General features: G+C 57.9%; 18 protein-coding genes. 16 read left to right on the plus strand and 2 right to left on the minus strand.

Going from position 1 to position 17096, the window contains the following annotated elements; genetic code table 11:
- Positions 1-6 precede the first annotated feature (6 nt).
- On the minus strand, positions 7-462 hold the full coding sequence (locus tag CUC55_RS18370; RefSeq protein ID WP_103088729.1) for a MarR family winged helix-turn-helix transcriptional regulator: 456 nt from the start codon (positions 460-462) through the stop codon (positions 7-9).
- Between the two features lie 330 nt (positions 463-792).
- On the opposite strand from CUC55_RS18370, the gene CUC55_RS18375 reads away from it, so the two are divergent.
- The 15 genes from CUC55_RS18375 to rarD all read left to right on the plus strand — a co-directional run bounded on the left by CUC55_RS18375 (position 793) and on the right by rarD (position 14139).
- Positions 793-2289, plus strand: a complete 1497-nt coding sequence (locus tag CUC55_RS18375) for a replicative DNA helicase (RefSeq protein WP_067643954.1) — start codon at positions 793-795, stop codon at positions 2287-2289.
- Positions 2290-2481: 192 nt separating this feature from the next.
- Positions 2482-3657 (plus strand): alanine racemase, encoded by a 1176-nt coding sequence (gene alr / locus CUC55_RS18380; RefSeq protein WP_103088730.1) that lies wholly within the window; start codon positions 2482-2484, stop codon positions 3655-3657.
- A 64-nt stretch (positions 3658-3721) separates the two neighbouring features.
- Entirely contained in the window at positions 3722-3979 is a 258-nt protein-coding gene (locus tag CUC55_RS18385; RefSeq protein WP_067643960.1) for a type II toxin-antitoxin system ParD family antitoxin, read from the plus strand.
- A 35-nt stretch (positions 3980-4014) separates the two neighbouring features.
- Positions 4015-4272: a type II toxin-antitoxin system RelE/ParE family toxin gene (locus tag CUC55_RS18390; RefSeq protein WP_103088731.1), complete on the plus strand. Its 258-nt coding sequence runs from the start codon at positions 4015-4017 to the stop codon at positions 4270-4272.
- Positions 4273-4277: 5 nt separating this feature from the next.
- Complete coding sequence (gene radA, locus CUC55_RS18395; protein ID WP_067643963.1) at positions 4278-5678, plus strand: DNA repair protein RadA; 1401 nt, start codon at positions 4278-4280, stop codon at positions 5676-5678.
- Positions 5679-5774: 96 nt separating this feature from the next.
- Positions 5775-6362, plus strand: a complete 588-nt coding sequence (locus CUC55_RS18400; RefSeq protein ID WP_067643966.1) for a CvpA family protein — start codon at positions 5775-5777, stop codon at positions 6360-6362.
- A 139-nt stretch (positions 6363-6501) separates the two neighbouring features.
- Positions 6502-7995 (plus strand): amidophosphoribosyltransferase, encoded by a 1494-nt coding sequence (gene purF / locus CUC55_RS18405; RefSeq protein ID WP_103088732.1) that lies wholly within the window; start codon positions 6502-6504, stop codon positions 7993-7995.
- A gap of 71 nt (positions 7996-8066) precedes the next feature.
- Complete coding sequence (locus CUC55_RS18410) at positions 8067-8807, plus strand: SDR family NAD(P)-dependent oxidoreductase (protein ID WP_103088733.1); 741 nt, start codon at positions 8067-8069, stop codon at positions 8805-8807.
- A gap of 212 nt (positions 8808-9019) precedes the next feature.
- Positions 9020-10405 (plus strand): cysteine--tRNA ligase, encoded by a 1386-nt coding sequence (cysS, locus tag CUC55_RS18415; protein WP_103088734.1) that lies wholly within the window; start codon positions 9020-9022, stop codon positions 10403-10405.
- An 82-nt stretch (positions 10406-10487) separates the two neighbouring features.
- Positions 10488-10733 (plus strand): antitoxin, encoded by a 246-nt coding sequence (locus tag CUC55_RS18420; RefSeq protein WP_067643978.1) that lies wholly within the window; start codon positions 10488-10490, stop codon positions 10731-10733.
- A 14-nt stretch (positions 10734-10747) separates the two neighbouring features.
- Positions 10748-11143, plus strand: a complete 396-nt coding sequence (locus CUC55_RS18425) for a type II toxin-antitoxin system VapC family toxin (RefSeq protein ID WP_425352876.1) — start codon at positions 10748-10750, stop codon at positions 11141-11143.
- 2 nt (positions 11144-11145) lie between these two features.
- On the plus strand, positions 11146-11628 hold the full coding sequence (locus CUC55_RS18430) for a GFA family protein (RefSeq protein ID WP_067643984.1): 483 nt from the start codon (positions 11146-11148) through the stop codon (positions 11626-11628).
- Positions 11625-12089 (plus strand): GFA family protein, encoded by a 465-nt coding sequence (locus tag CUC55_RS18435; protein ID WP_067643987.1) that lies wholly within the window; start codon positions 11625-11627, stop codon positions 12087-12089. Before CUC55_RS18430 ends, CUC55_RS18435 begins: the two co-directional genes overlap by 4 nt.
- A gap of 9 nt (positions 12090-12098) precedes the next feature.
- Entirely contained in the window at positions 12099-13055 is a 957-nt protein-coding gene (gene pip / locus CUC55_RS18440) for a prolyl aminopeptidase (protein WP_067643990.1), read from the plus strand.
- A 169-nt stretch (positions 13056-13224) separates the two neighbouring features.
- Positions 13225-14139, plus strand: coding sequence for an EamA family transporter RarD (gene rarD, locus CUC55_RS18445; RefSeq protein ID WP_067643993.1), 915 nt, complete (start codon positions 13225-13227; stop codon positions 14137-14139).
- Between the two features lie 19 nt (positions 14140-14158).
- Here the strand turns inward: rarD and CUC55_RS18450 are convergent, their stop codons facing one another.
- The gene (locus CUC55_RS18450) at positions 14159-14779 is read right to left on the minus strand and encodes an LOG family protein (protein ID WP_067643996.1); all 621 of its coding nucleotides are present in this window, start codon (positions 14777-14779) and stop codon (positions 14159-14161) included.
- A gap of 154 nt (positions 14780-14933) precedes the next feature.
- Here CUC55_RS18450 and CUC55_RS18455 point away from each other — a divergent pair, with 154 nt between their 5' ends.
- A complete protein-coding gene (locus CUC55_RS18455) occupies positions 14934-16994 on the plus strand; it encodes a LysM peptidoglycan-binding domain-containing protein (RefSeq protein ID WP_103088736.1) in 2061 nt (686 codons plus the stop codon).
- Positions 16995-17096 lie beyond the last annotated feature (102 nt).

Consider the following 17096-nt stretch of genomic DNA (forward strand, 5'->3'; position numbering starts at 1 on the left):
CATTGCTCACGACTGCACCTTTTCGCCAGCGAGGTTTTGCAGGTTGGCGGACAGGCGGCGAACGACGTCCAGGGCGGCGCTGATGTCGTCGGTCGAAACATCGGCAGCGATGTCGGCGCGCATGGATTTCGCCTGCATATGCACATCCTCGAATGTCGTTACACCATCTGGCGTCATGTGAATGCGCTTTGCCCGGCGGTCGATCTCGTCAGAACGCCGCTCAATGAGGNTTTGTTTCTCCATCGCATCCAGCACGCGAACGAGCGTTGGCGTCTCTATTTCAAGCTCCTCGGCAAGCTCCNTTTGCGTCAGCGGTCCTCGGCGCGACAGAGCAAAAAGCGCCCGGGCGCGGGCAAGTGTCAGCCCCTGCTCCGCCACTCTGGCATCGAAGAAGGATCTGAGCTTTCGGTTGAACGCCGCCATCTCATCGAAAAGCTGCTCNTTTTCAGTCGCACGGGACAAGTAATTAGACCTTACAATTAGCACGCTACCTATTTCATCCCTATTTATTTTCGTGATCAGGAATATGCAAGAGGCTTTGTTGAAATAGCAGCCATGCCGTAAACTCATGGCGGGTGGAAACCGATTCGTTTCCGTGGTCATGACGCTCACGGATCAGCCTGTGGATTACTGTTGACAACACAATTTGTGAGGCCGCTTGCTACCGTTCCGGCAAGCCTGCACGCCACTGTTGCCGCATTGTCCTTGACTGCCGCTGCCGCTCGCTTCAAACCGGCAGGCTTGCAAGAAACGAAGGCTCCGAACCAGCCTCAAGGGAGATCACAGNAAACCATGAACGACGCTGTGAGGAAGATCACCCCCGCCCCGGCTGCTGAACCGCTCTACCGCGAAGCGCCGAACAACATCGAAGCGGAACAGGCACTGCTGGGTGCCATTCTCGTCAACAACGATGCCTATTACCGCGTTTCCGACTTTCTGAAGCCCGTGCATCTCTACGAGCCGCTTCACCGCAAGATTTTCGAGGTCGCTGGCGATATCATCCGCATGGGCAAAACCGCCAACCCGGTTACCATCAAGACGTTCCTGCCCGCAGACGGCAAGATCGGCGACCTGACGGTTGCGCAGTATCTTGCGCGCCTTGCGTCGGACGCAGTCTCCATCATCAACGCCGAAGATTATGGGCGCGCCATTTACGACCTCGCGCTACGCCGTGCGCTGATCCAGATCGGTGAGGACGTCGTCAACATTGCCTATGACGCGCCGCTGGATATGCCGCCGCAGACGCAGATCGAAGATACCGAACGCCGCCTGTTCGAGCTGGCTGAAACCGGTCGTTACGACGGCGGCTTCCAGTCGTTCAACGATGCTGTTTCTCTTGCCATCGACATGGCCGGTGCAGCATTCGAGCGTGACGGCAATCTCTCTGGCATCTCCACCGGCATCCACTCTCTGGATGGCCGCATGGGTGGCTTGCAGCGCTCCGACTTGATCGTGCTTGCGGGACGTCCCGGTATGGGCAAGACCTCGCTTGCCACCAACATCGCCTATAATATTGCCGCCTCCTACGAGCAGGAAGTGCAGCCGGATGGCTCTTACAAGGCGAAGAACGGCGGCGTTGTCGGCTTCTATTCGCTCGAAATGTCGTCCGAACAGCTGGCAACGCGTATTATTTCCGAACAAACCGAGGTGTCGTCTTCGAAAATCCGCCGTGGTGAAATCACTGAGGCCGATTTCGAAAAGCTGGTGGCGTGCAGCCAGATGATGCAGAAGGTGCCGCTCTATATCGACCAGACCGGTGGTATCTCTATCGCCCAGCTCTCCGCCCGTGCGCGCCGCCTCAAGCGCCAGCGTGGCCTCGATTGCCTGGTGGTAGACTATATTCAGCTGATGACGGGTTCCGGCAAGGGCGGCGAAAACCGCGTGCAGGAAATCACCCAGATCACCACCGGCCTGAAGGCGTTGGGCAAGGAACTCAACGTTCCCATCATCGCGCTCTCACAGCTCTCCCGTCAGGTGGAAAGCCGAGAAGACAAGCGCCCGCAGCTTTCCGACCTTCGTGAATCGGGCTCCATCGAGCAGGACGCGGACGTGGTGCTGTTCGTGTTCCGTGAGGAATATTACGTCAAGAACATGGAACCGCGCGATATTTCCGACCCGAAATATGCCGAATGGGAAGCTCTGTTCGACAAGGTCAAAGGCACGGCCGACGTCATCATCGCCAAACAGCGTCACGGACCGACGGGCACGGTGAAGCTTGCGTTCCAGGCGGAGTTCACCCGCTTTGCGGATCTGGCCGATCCATCGTTTACGCAATACGAAGAACATTGATCCGAACACTGCCCCGCTTTAGCCAGAGTGGGGCAGAGTCATTTCAGTGGCTTGGCCATAGCGGCTCACAATTGGATTCCACAAACGTCGTGACTCGAGACATTGTGGATAGACGAAATTTGACCAGATCCGTCATGAGCGTCTTCAACAACACTGATAGATCATGGCCATANTTTTCAGCGGTGCAGAATTATGACAGACGACTTCGACGACAGCTTTTCCGAGACTGAAACCGATGCGTTCGACACCGCGCCGCTTCGTGTGACCGTTGATCTTGTCGCGCTTGCCGATAACTGGCGCGCCATGTCCAAACGTTCCGGAAAGGCGCGGGCCAGTGCCGTGGTCAAGGCGGATGCCTATGGCATGGGGATCGAGGATTGCGGTGCGACGCTTTATCATGCGGGTGCGCGGGACTTCTTTGTCGCCACCGTTGCCGAGGGCGAAACGCTGCGTCCACATGCACCGGAAGCACGCATTTTCGTCCTTTCCGGTATATGGCCGGGACAGGAGCGGCAGGNTTTCAACAATGATCTCGTGCCGGTCATAGCATCGGAAGAACAGCTTTCCTTCTGGATGGGCACACTGGCGGAGCGCGGAGACCACCCCTTCGCACTGCATGTCGATACGGGCTTCAACAGGCTCGGCCTGCCGCTGCATGATGCGCTGTTTCTGGCCGATGATACGACGCGTCCTGCCAGCTTCGATCCTGTCCTCGTGCTATCGCATCTGGCGTGCGCCGACACGCCATCATCCCCCATGAACAAGGCACAGCTTCAGTCATTCCGGCAGGTTAGCGCCGCCTTCGAAGGAATCGAATCAAGTCTTTCGGCCTCCGCTGGCATCTTTCTGGGGCCAGACTATCACTTCGATCTTACCCGTCCGGGTATCGCGCTTTATGGTGGTGAAGCCGTCAGCGAGATGGCCAACCCGATGCGCCCGGTTGCAAAGGCCGAAGCGCGCATCATTCAGATCCGTGATGCCGGTGAAGGCCAGACTGTCAGCTATGGCGGCACCTTCATTCTAAAGCGCGCCAGCCGATTGGCGATTGCATCCGTCGGTTATGCGGATGGCTACCACCGCTCCCTTTCGGGTTCCGGCATTCCCCTGCGCGAAATGGGCTATGGCGGGGCTTACGGCTTCATCAATGGCTACGAGGTGCCGGTTGCGGGTCGCGTAACGATGGACCTGACGATTTTCGACGTCACGGACGTGCCGCCAAACGCCATNCGCGCNGGTGATTACATCGAACTTTTCGGTCCCAACGTGCCTGTGGATGAGGTGGCGCGGGCGGCAGGAACCATCGGTTACGAAATGTTGACGGGACTTGGATTGCGCTACGAGCGACAATATCTGATCGAAGACGAGTGAAGCTTTTCTTGCCCCTTGGAAAGCGCCGAAGACCTGTGCTATACGAGAACAAAAGGAGATCGAAATGACCGAAATCCATCTCAGCGAGCAGGATCGCAAGTTCATTGATGAGCAGGTGAAGGCTGGCGCATTCGAAGATGCGGATGCTGTGGTTCACGCGAGCTTGCAGTTACTTGGAAGTGAACAAGAAGAACTCAAGCGAATGATTGCGGACGCGGACGCGCAGTTTGAGCGTGGGGAATACCTCACGTTCACCACCGCAGACAATTGGGCTGATTCCATTATAAAAAGAGGAATGAGCCAATTAGACCGAAGCAGCTAATTTACTCCCCTCTCGCTGATCAAGACCTTCTTGAGATGTTTCTTTGGATAGCGGCCGACGACACGATGACGGCTGCTGCATTCATCAGAGACCTAACGAGAAAAATAGAATGGATTGCGGCCAGTGGTTTTCCGGGACTACCGCGCGATGAGCTTTCCCAAGGACTGAAAGCGCTGCCTTACAGGCAACGCTGCATATATTTTCGTATCGAGGCCGATACCGTACGCANTTTGCGTGTCATGCATGGCCGCAGACACCTGTCTCCTAAAGACTTCAAACAAGAAGAAAACTGACATTTATGGCCAAAGCCAAGACACAATTCATCTGCCAGAACTGCGGCACCGTTCACACTCGCTGGGCGGGTAAATGCGAGGGCTGTGGTGAGTGGAACACCATCGTCGAGGAAGATCCGATGGGCGGCATCGGCTCTGGTCCGGGCAAGACGCCGAAAAAGGGGCGGCCTGTGACCCTCACCTCGCTGTCCGGTGAAATCGAGGAAGCGCCGCGCATTCCCACCGGCATGAGCGAGCTGGACCGGGCGACCGGCGGCGGTTTCGTGCGTGGGTCTGCGGTGCTGATCGGTGGCGATCCCGGCATTGGTAAATCCACGCTGCTGATGCAAGCGGCGGCAGCCCTTTCTCGGCGCGGACATCGCGTCGTCTATGTCTCGGGCGAAGAGGCGGTGGCGCAGGTTCGGCTGCGGGCTCAGCGTCTGGGTGCTGCCGATACCGATGTTCTCTTGGCAGCCGAGACGAATGTCGAGGATATTCTGGCGACGATTTCCGAGGGCAAGCGGCCGGATCTGATCATCATCGACTCCATCCAGACACTTTGGAGCGATACGGCTGATTCCGCACCCGGAACCGTGACCCAGGTGCGCACCGGCGTTCAGGCCATGATCCGTTTTGCCAAGCAGACGGGTGCCACCATGGTTCTCGTCGGCCACGTCACCAAGGACGGGCAGATCGCAGGTCCGCGTGTGGTCGAGCATATGGTGGATGCGGTGCTGTATTTCGAAGGCGATCGCGGCCATCATTACCGCATCCTGCGGACCGTCAAGAACCGCTTCGGCCCCACCGACGAAATCGGCGTGTTCGAAATGTCGGACAAGGGTCTTCGCGAAGTCTCCAATCCGTCCGAACTGTTCCTGGGCGAACGTAACGAGAAATCGCCGGGTGCCGCCGTCTTTGCGGGCATGGAGGGAACGCGCCCGGTGCTTGTCGAGGTACAGGCTCTGGTCGCGCCCACATCGCTTGGTACGCCGCGCCGCGCCGTGGTCGGCTGGGATTCGTCGCGGCTGGCCATGATCCTTGCCGTGCTGGAGGCCCACTGCGGTGTGAAGCTTGGAAGCCACGATGTTTACCTGAATGTCGCGGGTGGCTACCGCATTTCAGAACCGGCGGCAGATATGGCGATTGCCTCTGCACTGGTTTCATCGCTTGCCGGTCTTGCCCTGCCCGCCGATTGCGTCTATTTCGGCGAGGTCAGCCTGTCGGGCGCGGTCAGGCCCGTGTCGCACACGGGGCAACGGTTGAAAGAGGCCGAAAAACTCGGTTTTTCCACCGCATTTTTGCCGTCGGCCTCTGCTGAGTTGCCGAAGGGTTCCAAAGGGCGCTGGACCGAGATTGAAAGCCTGCCGGACCTTGTCTCTCGCATCGCGGGTTCAGGCAATCGGTTCAGACAGGTTGAGGAAGACTAAGATTGATCCTTTCGCTGGCTAAACGGCTAGTGTAAGAGGAACGAAAGTTGGCACAGTGGCGCTTCCATTCAGTGTCGCGANCTCCGGAGTTGGTAAATGCCCATTACGATTTTCGACGGCATCGTTCTCGCCGTTGTCCTGTTCTCCGCTGTTCTCGCCATGGTGCGAGGGTTTTCGCGTGAAATTCTGTCCATCGCCAGTTGGGGTGGTTCGGTCGCAGCCGCCTATTATCTCTATCCGATGCTGTTGCCCTATGCGCGCAACTACACGGATGACGACAAGATCGCGATTGCCGGTTCTGCCGGTGTCATCTTCCTCGTCGCGCTCATCATCATTTCGTTCATAACGTCGCGCATTGCCGATTTCATCATCGACAGCCGCATTGGCGCACTGGATCGCACTTTAGGCTTCCTGTTCGGCGCAGCACGCGGCATTCTTCTGTTGGTGGTCGCCGTTGCCTTCTGGAACTGGCTGGTCGATGTCAGAACGCAGCCGACATGGGTGACGCAGGCAAAATCCAAGCCGTTCCTGGATGGCCTGGTCGCCAAGCTGGAAGCGGCGTTGCCTGATAATATCGAACCGCAAATCCGCGCACGCATTCTCGGCAAGCCGCCGGAGGGTGCCACCGAACAGACACCTGCAGACGATGCTCCGGCAACGACCGCGCCGACCACGACGAATTGACATCAAGCGCGCCTTGCAATGCATGCAGGGCGCGCTATTTGTGCTAGACATTCACTTCAAGCAGCAGACAGACCACACTGGTAGAATAACGCTCACCAGCGCGGTTTTTGTTTTTGGTACTTAAGCAAAGGCAAGCCAGATGAACGAGCCGCTTTCGCATTCCACCCTCAACGACATTCTCGATGGCGATACGTTGCATGAAGAATGCGGCGTATTCGGCATTCTGGGGCACCCGGATGCGGCGGCACTGACGGCACTTGGTCTGCATGCTCTCCAGCATCGCGGTCAGGAAGCCGCAGGCATGGTGTCGTTCGATGGCAAGCGTTTCTACCAGGAACGCCACATGGGCCTCGTCGGCGATCACTACACCAACCCGGCTACCCTCGCCCGTCTGCCTGGCTCGATCTGTATAGGCCACACGCGCTACTCAACGACTGGCGAAGTGGCGATGCGCAACGTACAGCCCCTGTTTGCCGAGCTGGAAGAAGGCGGCATCGCGGTTGCCCATAACGGGAACTTCACCAATGGTCTGACGCTTCGCCGCCAGATCATCGCAACCGGCGCCATCTGTCAGTCCACCTCGGATACGGAAGTCGTTCTGCATCTCATCGCCCGCTCCCGCCATTCCTCCACGGCCGATCGCTTCATCGATGCCATCCGCCAGATGGAAGGTGGCTATTCGATGCTGGCCATGACGCGTACCAAGTTGATTGCCGCCCGTGACCCCACGGGCATCCGCCCACTTGTCATGGGTGATCTCGATGGCAAGCCGATCTTCTGCTCGGAAACCTGTGCACTTGATATCATCGGCGCTAAGTTCGTGCGCGATGTGGAGAACGGCGAAGTTATCATCTGCGAGATACAGCCGGATGGCTCTGTCACCATCGATGCCCGCAAGCCGGTCAAGCCGCAGCCCGAGCGTCTGTGCCTGTTCGAATATGTCTATTTCGCCCGTCCCGATTCCGTCGTGGGCGGACGCAACGTCTACACGACCCGCAAGAACATGGGCAGCATTCTGGCCCGCGAAGCGCCGCTCGAAGCCGATGTCGTTGTTCCGGTGCCGGATGGCGGAACACCTGCGGCTCTTGGCTTTGCTCAGGAAAGCGGCATTCCGTTCGAATATGGCATCATCCGCAACCACTATGTCGGTCGTACCTTCATCGAGCCGACGCAATCCATTCGTGCGTTGGGTGTGAAGCTGAAGCATTCCGCCAACCGGGCGATGATCGAAGGCAAGCGCGTCGTTCTGGTGGATGACTCCATCGTGCGCGGCACAACCTCGGTCAAGATCGTGCAGATGATCCGCGAAGCCGGTGCCAAGGAAGTTCACATCCGCGTTGCCAGCCCGATGATTTTCCACCCGGATTTCTACGGCATAGATACGCCTGACGCCGACAAGCTGCTGGCCAACCAGTATGCAGATGTTGCTGATATGGCGAAATTCATCGGCGTTGATTCTCTGGCGTTCCTGTCCATCAACGGTCTCTATCAGGCCGTTGGCGGTGTGGATCGCAACCCGGCTCGCCCGCAGTTTACCGACCATTATTTCACCGGTGAATATCCGACCCGCCTGCTCGATAAGAACGGCGAGTCCATGGGCAACAAGANTTCCATGCTGGCCAGCAACGGCTGATCCACGTTCGCCCGCGCGCCATGCGCGGGCTTTCGGCCCATGGCCGCACGACATCATTCTCGGGGGAGACAATGACGACAGACCTCAAGGGCCGCATCGCGCTCGTTACCGGCGCATCCCGCGGCATTGGCTATTTCACGGCGCTGGAACTGGCAAAAGCAGGCGCGCATGTGATTGCCTGCGCCCGCACGGTTGGTGGTCTTGAAGACCTCGATGATGCGATCAAGGCTGCGGGTGGCACCGCGACATTGGTGCCTTTCGACCTGGCAGATATGAATGCCATCGATGCGCTCGGTGCTTCCATCAACGCGCGCTNGGGCAAGCTGGATATTCTCGTCGCCAATGCCGGCGTTCTCGGCGTCATTTCGCCTGTCGGCCACATCGAAGCGAAGGTGTTCGAAAAGGTGATGACCATCAACGTCACCGCCACATGGCGGTTGATCCGCTCGGTTGAGCCACTTTTGCTGAAATCAGATGCTGGGCGAGCGCTGATCCTGTCATCCGGTGCACCGCATTCCTGTCGCCCGTTCTGGGGCGCTTACTCCACCTCCAAGGCCGCCGTCGAAGCGCTGGCCCGCACATGGGCGGCGGAAACGGAAAAGACGGCGCTTCGCGTCAACAGCATCAACCCGGGTGCTACGCGCACCGCAATGCGTGCGCAGGCCATGCCCGGCGAAGACCCTGATACCCTGCCCCATCCATCCGAAGTTGCCGCAGCCCTTCTGCCGCTGACTTCACCGGCGCTGACGGAAACAGGCAAGATTTATGTTGTCAGAGACCGTAAATTTGTCAGTTACCGCGCACCGGAATGACGATAGCGAATGGTGCGCTGCCTCTGCACCATCGCTCTTGACCAAATCCGCCTGCCGTTTCATAACGCAAGCCATGAAAACAACGATCTGCTGCTGTTGCTGAGTTAAATTTTGCTGGTCTCACACCCGGCCAGATCGTTTTCGTCTCCCGAAAGGTCAAAAGCAGACAAACGTTCCGGCTGGGAAACTGATTGCCCTTAAGGAAGTGCCACATGTCCTTGCGCCTGAAACTTCACAACACGCTGACCCGCGAAAAGGCTGATTTTCAGCCGATCGACGCCGACAATGTCCGCATGTATGTCTGCGGCCCGACAGTCTATGATTTCGCCCATATCGGCAATGCCCGTCCTGTCATCGTTTTCGACGTGCTCTATCGTCTGCTACGCCACGTCTATGGCGATGCGCATGTCACCTATGCGCGCAACATCACCGACGTCGATGACAAGATCAACGCTCGTGCGCTGCGCGATTACCCCAACCTGCCGCTGAACGACGCCATCCACGCGGTGACGGAAAAGACGGCGCAGCAGTTCCATGACGACGTCGCCATGCTCGGCTGCCTTGAGCCAACCGTCGAGCCCCGCGCCACCGACAACATTCCTCAGATGATCGAGATCATCGAAAAGCTGATCACGCGCGGCCATGCCTATGTCGCGAGCGGTGAAGTGCTGTTCGATACGAAATCCATGGGTGATTACGGCCAGCTTTCCAAGCGACCGCTGGATGAGCAGCAGGCTGGTGCGCGTGTCGCAGTCGAGGTCCATAAGAAAAGCCCCGGCGATTTCGTGCTTTGGAAACTGTCCAGCCACAACGAACCCGGCTGGGAAAGCCCGTGGGGTCGCGGTCGTCCGGGCTGGCATATCGAATGCTCGGCCATGGCCGGACGTTACGTCGGCGAGGTCTTCGACATTCACGGCGGCGGGCTGGACCTGATCTTCCCGCACCATGNAAACGAGATCGCCCAGTCCCGCTGCGCCCACGGCACGCAGGTCATGGCCAATGTCTGGATGCATAACGGCTTCGTGCAGGTCGAAGGCCGCAAGATGTCGAAGTCGGATGGCAACTTCATCACCATTTACGAGTTGCTGCACACGGAAAAATTCGGCGGTCGCCAATGGCCGGGCGAAGTGCTGCGCCTTGCGATGCTGATGACGCATTACCGCGAGCCGATCGATTTTTCGGTGAAGCGGTTGGAGGAGGCCGAACGCCTGCTGGCCAAGTGGCCTGCGGCTGACGTTGGTGATGTCGAACCAGACGAAACCATTCTGGACGCGCTGGCCGACGACCTCAACACCGTAGCTGCCGTGCAGGCTCTGCATGCACTTGCCCAAGCCGCCAATTCCAACCCGGAAAAACTGCCTGCATTCGCTGCAAGTGCAGAATTGCTGGGTGTTTTACCGAAAAAGGCGGAGGTGGATGAGGCTATTGCCGATGCCATAGACTCACTTGTCGCCATGCGTCTTGAAATGCTGAAGGCGAAGAATTTCGCGGAGGCAGATCGCATCAGGGACGAGCTTTCTGCCAAGGGCATTCAGTTGAAGGATGGCAAGGACAAGGAGAGTGGTGAGCGGGTGACGACCTGGGAGATCAAGCGGTAGCCTCAATCTGTTATGATCGCTTTCTTGCGTCCTCCTGATATTAGGCCTATGCTGAAGCATATGCCTAATAATTGAGGTTACGATGAGCGCGGAGCGACACGTCAAGCTATTCCGAAACGGACGCAATCAGGCGGTTCGTATCCCCGTGGAATTCGAACTTCCTGGTGACGAAGCGGTCATGCATAAGGATGGTGACCGCCTGATCATTGAGCCGACTGATAGTCGCAAGGGCAATATCATCGAGTGGTTGCGGCAGCAGGACCCGCTTGAGGAAGATGTCCCTGAATTTGATCTCGATGAACCGCCACCGAGGTCTGTTGATATATGACGACAGCGCGCTACATGCTGGACACCAATATCGTGTCCGACGTTGTCCGAAATCCATTCGGACTCACCGCAGAAAAGCTTTATCATCTCAACCAAGATGACATCTGTATAAGCTCAATCGTTCTCTCAGAAATTCTCTTCGGCATTAAGCGCAAGGGATCAGCAAGGCTTTCGCATCTGGTCGAAGGGCTGCTCAACCGAATAGCGGTTGTCGATTACGATGCACCTGCAGCCCGACATTATGCCGATATAAGAACGTCTTTGGAGCAACGCGGCACACTGATTGGCACAACAGACANTTTCATAGCAGCGCATGCACTCTCACTGGGTATCATTCTCGTCACCAACAATATCAGGGAATTTTCTCGCGTAGAGGGACTAAAGCTCGAAAACTGGATCAAAGGGAGCTAGTCATGACACATTCCATCCACACCGGTGGCTGCCAATGTGGTGCGATCCGTTTTCGTGTCGAGGGCGACCTGAACGACGCATCCATCTGCCATTGCCGCATGTGCCAGAAGGCGTTCGGGGCTTATTATGCGCCGTTGGTTTCCGTGCGTGGTGCCGACTTCACATGGACGCGGGGCGAGCCGAAGCGGTTTCGGTCTTCCAGTGTCGTGAGCCGTGGTTTTTGCGCCGATTGCGGCACGCCGCTGACCTATGAGGCGCCTGACGGTATGGCGGTTGCAGCGGGGGCGTTTGACGACCCCTCGGCTTTTGCGCCATCAATGCAATGGGGTATCGAACGGAAGATCGGCTTCGTGGATACTCTCCATACCCTNCCCGCCGTGCCGACGGAAGACGATTTGACATCGGTGGACTATCTAGCCGACCTTACATCCTATCAGCATCCCGACCACGACACGCAGGCGTGGCCACAGGAGAAAAATCAATGAGTGAAGCGGGTTATTCCGGTGGTTGCCAGTGTGGCGCGGTGCGGTTTCATGCGGGCAAGATTGGCCGCCCCTCCATCTGCCATTGCCGCATGTGCCAGAAACAGTTCGGCAATTTCTTCGGTGCGCTGGTCACGGCGGATCAGGCGCATCTGACATGGACGCGCGGGCAGCCAAGTCTTTTCCGCTCCTCTGCCAAAATCCATCGCGGCTTTTGCAACAAATGCGGCACGCCACTGACCTATCATCATCCCGGCGGCGTCGAGATTGCTATCGGCGCATTCGATCATCCGCAGGAGATCGAGCCGCAGGTTCAGGTCAACGTGCATATGCAGATGCCGTGGATCAAGACGCTATTCGACAAGCCACATGCGGAGCAAAGCCTGGATGAGAACACCATGGTCTCTTACCAGCACCCGGACCATGATACCGAGGTTTGGCCACCTGAAGACAGTGTGAATTGAGGACAATAGATGAGTGACACCTTGCGCAGCTTTTATCCAGAGATCGAACCCTTCGAAACCGGCATGCTGGATGTGGGTGATGGCCATGTGATCTACTGGGAGCGTGTCGGCACAAAAGGCGGCAAGCCTGCGGTTTTTCTGCATGGCGGCCCCGGCGGCGGAGTCACCCCTACGCACCGGCGCGTGTTCGACCCGGCCCTTTACGACGTCATCCTGTTCGACCAGCGCGGCTGCGGACGCTCCACGCCGCATGCGTCTCTGGAGGCCAATACCACATGGCATCTGGTGGCGGATATGGAGAAGCTGCGGGAAAAATTCGGCTTTGCGACATGGCAGGTGTTTGGCGGTTCATGGGGCTCGACGCTGGCGCTTGCCTACGCGGAAACGCACCCGCAGCGTGTGAGCGAGCTGGTACTGCGCGGCATCTACACCCTGACCAAGCCTGAACTGGACTGGTATTACCAGTTCGGCGTCTCCGAAATGTACCCGGACCGCTGGGAAACCTTTATCGCGCCCATTCCCGAGGCCGAGCGCCACGAAACAATGGCGGCCTATAACCGCTATCTGACCGGCACGGATGAAAAGAAGAAGCTGGAATGCGCCAAGGCGTGGAGCCAGTGGGAAGGCGCGACGATCTCACTGGTGACGGACCAAGGCCGTGTGGATGAGTTCGGCGAGGACCAATATGCAATCGCCTTTGCACGCATCGAAACCCATTACTTCGTCAATGCCGGATGGTTCGAAGACGGCCAGCTTCTGCGCGATGCCTATAAGCTCAAGGATATTCCCGGCGTCATCGTGCATGGACGCTATGACATGCCCTGCCCGCTGAAATATGCCTGGCAGCTTTCCAAGGCGTGGCCGAAGGCCGATCTGCACATCGTGGAGGCCGCAGGCCACGCGCTCAGCGAACCCGGCATTCTCGATCAGCTCATTCGCGCAACGGATCGCTTTGCAGGCAAATAACGCGAATCTTTACAAAGCAATAGCAACGCCGCCTGATATTTCGATTCAGGCGGCGTATCCANTTTTTCAGCAGATGAAGCTTTTTTCACCAGATTCTTCACACGAATGAATTGGTATATAACGTCAAAGAAGAATAGGCCGGTGCTTTCCTGTTCAACTGGCGGCTCCCATGGCAATGAACCAGACAATTCCCGCCCCGCAATCTGGCGATAGCACACGCGGGTTTGTATATGCTCTCGTCGCCTACATCCTGTGGGGCTTTCTGCCGTTTTACATGAAGGCGGTGGCGCATGTGTCGCCCTTCGAGATCATCGCGCATCGTGTCGTCTGGTCGGTGCCGATTGCAGCCGCCGTGCTGATCATCCTTGGCCGTACCACCGAAATCAAAAAGGCGCTGACCACACCGCGCATGCTGGCCATGGCCAGCCTCACAGCGTCCATCATCAGCATCAATTGGGGCATTTACATCTGGGCCATCGGCACGGGTCGCGCGCTGGATGCTGCCCTTGGTTACTTCATCAATCCGCTGTTCAGCATCTTTCTGGGTGCCGTGCTTTTGAAGGAAAAACTGAGCCGCGTGCAGATTTGCGCGATCATGCTGTCGGCGTCGGCGGTTGGCTTGCTGACCTGGCATGCGGGCAGCCTGCCATGGGTTTCCGTTGCGCTGACGGTATCCTGGGGCTTTTACGCCTTCTTCCGCAAGACACTGCCGATTGGGCCAACGCAAGGCTTCCTGCTGGAAGTGCTGCTGCTCACCCCGCCTGCGCTGGCCTTCATCATCTATCTCATGAGCACCGGTCAGGCGCATTTCATGGCGGGAACGCCGACGGATACATGGCTGTTGATTGCCAGCGGCATCGTAACAGCCACGCCGCTGATCTTTTACGGCAATGGCGCAAAGCTGCTGAAGCTCTCCACAATCGGCATCATGCAGTACATCGCCCCATCGATGATCTTCATCATCGCCATCTTCGTCTTCCACGAACCGTTCGATACGGTGCGCCTCATCGCTTTCATCATGATCTGGTTGGCACTGGTGATCTATACCGTGCCGGGCCTGATACGAAGCAGAGCGTCGAAATAGGCTTTGACGCTCTGAAGTCTCACAACTGCGAGATGACCGATGGATCGCCTTCCGGGTTTTGCTGCGCTTCGGCGCGTTCGATGATGGCGGGAACGATATTGGCGATATCATCGATGACGAGCGGGTTCAGAAGATGCGCGCGGTGGATGAAGCCCTGATCACGCATATGGCGGATCAGTTCCAGCATCGGGTCCCAGAAGCCGTTGATATTGGCGAAGACCATCGGCTTGGCATGACGGCCAAGCTGTGCCCATGTCATGATCTCTACGATCTCTTCGAGCGTGCCGATGCCGCCAGGCAAGGTGACGAAGGCATCTGAGCGCTCGAACATCATGTGCTTGCGCTCATGCATGTCCTTGGTGATGATCAACTCGTTCAATTGTCCGAGAGAATGGCGTGTTGCTTCCATATCCACGAGGAAATCCGGTATGATGCCGGTGACTTCGCCGCCGTTGGACAGCACGCCGCTTGCAACGGCACCCATGATGCCCTTTGTGCCGCCGCCATAAACGAGGCGAATGCCGTTTTCGGCGATGGATTTTCCGAGAAGGCGTCCCGCTTCCATATAGGCCGGATCACGTCCGGGTTGGGAGCCGCAATAAACGCAGATGGATCGAATCGGTGTATTTTCTTCAGTCATGGCACGAAGGAACTATGGGCTGGCCGATCCGTCAAGAAAATTTGGGGACTGACAGCCCTGAAACACCGCTTTTGCAGGGGTGCCGCTTGTGCGCGCANGACTTAGACGCTAGCTATCGCAACGTAAAGACAAGAACGTTACCCGGAGATAGATAATGAACAACAAAAGGGCCGGACTGCTGGCACTTATCGTGCTCGGTGTCGCGACGCTGCTCATGGTCTTCTTCGTTCTTCCACGCATATCGAGCGACGACAAGCCGATTGGTGATGTGATCAATCAGGCTGGCAACGACGTCAAGAACAGCGTGGAGATGGGTGGCGAAAAAGCCGGCGACCTCCTGTCGGATGCTGCGAAGGATACCGCCAACATCGCCGAAAAGGTCGGCCGACTGGCTGAATCGGCAACGCAGTCCATCAAGGACATGACCGGCCGTTTTGCAGACAACAAGGTTCCGTCCAACGAAGAGTTCGCCGCCGCCCGCAAGCGCGTCGAGGACTCGCTGAAGGAACTTGATAATGTCGATATTCCTGAATCTCTCGATGAGACCACCTCGCGGCTGATCACCACGGCGCGCACCGCCGCTGAGAGAACAATGGCCTTCCTGCGTGGCTTGCCAACGGATGCAACCGCGGCCGCAGCCGAGGTTCGTCGTCTTGCTGGCGTCTTTGCCGGCACCGACGATGGTGCGCCAATACCGGAAAAACCGGCGGCAGCGCCTACGGGTCCAGCAACCACGCCTGCCCCGGCATCGGCACCTGCCGATGCGGCGAAGGTGCCAACCTTCGATGTGCTTCGCGTTGAGCCGGATGGCTCCGCCGTTATCGCGGGCAAGGCTGTTCCCGGTTCGAGGCTTGAAATCGTCAACAACGGTCAGGTCATCGCGCAGACGACGGTTGAGGGAAGCGGCGATTTCGTTGCCGTTCTCGACAACCCGCTGAAGCCCGGCGATCACGAAATCATTCTGCGCTCAACCGGCAAGGATGGCGCAACAGTACAATCTCAGGAAACGGCAACTGTCGCCGTGCCAGCACAGAAAAACGGCGAGCTTCTTGCCATGGTGACGACACCGGGCAAGGCAAGCCGCCTGATGAGCGTGCCTGACGCCGCACCGGGTGCAACGCCGCCTGCGGAAACCACACCAACGCCAGCACAGCCGCAAACGGCAAATGCTGCGCAACCGCNAAATAATGCAACGACGGCTCCCGCAAGCCAGGCGCCTGCTGCCACGCCGCCATCCGAAACCGCTGCTATCCGTGTTCTGGCCGTGGAATTCGAAGGTTCGAAGATCTTCGTCGCGGGCTCAGCTCCCGCCGGTGCTGCCGTGCGCGTGCTGGTGGATGACAAGCAGATCGGCAATGGCAAGGCGGAAGCGTCCGGCAGTTTCGTGATAGAAGGCGATGTCGATCTCGCAGTCGGCAATCATATCGTCACGGCGGAAGCCTTGGATGCGGCTGGCAACGTGACCGTTCGGGTACGTGTGCCGTTCGCCCGTCCCGAGACGGATCAGGCCACCGTTGCCATGCNAAAGGCACCGGCCGAGCCATCTGCCGATACCAATGCCGCTGCTGCCCAAACGCCGGGCGCTGTCAGCGATCGCTCCGCATTCGAAGCACTGCGCATCGACGTGACGAAAGCGTTCTCCATTCTTTCCGGGCTCTACAAGGACGGCAAAACGCCTGCTCTGGAAGAGGTGGCCGCAGCGAAATCGGCAACGGCGATCGCGCTGCGATCCCTGTCTGAATTCCGTACCGCCGCTACTGCGGACACGGCGTTTACGACTTTCACCGGTGACATCGCCGCCAAGGCGCGCGCGCTGTTCACGATCATCGATGGATTGCCAGCAAACGTCGCGGCAGTTGGCAAGCAGATTGCCGGACTGGCAGATCGCTTCGCAGAACTGAATGCCCCCGCACCAGCCTCTGCCGATGCCCCTTCGGCGCAGGCGCAGACACAGGCGGCGCCGGGTCCCAAAACGTTCGAGCAGGCACCTCTGGCCCACAGCGATAGCGCTGTCATCATTCGTCGCGGCGATACGCTGTGGCAGATTTCTCGCCGCGTTTACGGCCAGGGCGTGCGTTACACCACCATTTATCTCGCCAATCAGGACCAGATCAAAAATCCTGATCTCATCGAGCCGGGCCAGATTTTCGGCGTTCCTGAAAATGCCTTGCCGAATGCGGAAGAACTTCATCGCAAACGGTTGATGCGAAACTAAGTCATGCTCTCGCAACACTGCGAGTGTTATGTGCCATATTATTTAATGTCAGAACGGCGGCTCGGATCAGTGGGCCGCCGTCTTGCTGTCTGCCGCTCGGCA

Origin of the sequence: Agrobacterium bohemicum (assembly GCF_002896715.1) — a bacterium.
GTDB lineage: Bacteria > Pseudomonadota > Alphaproteobacteria > Rhizobiales > Rhizobiaceae > Agrobacterium > Agrobacterium bohemicum.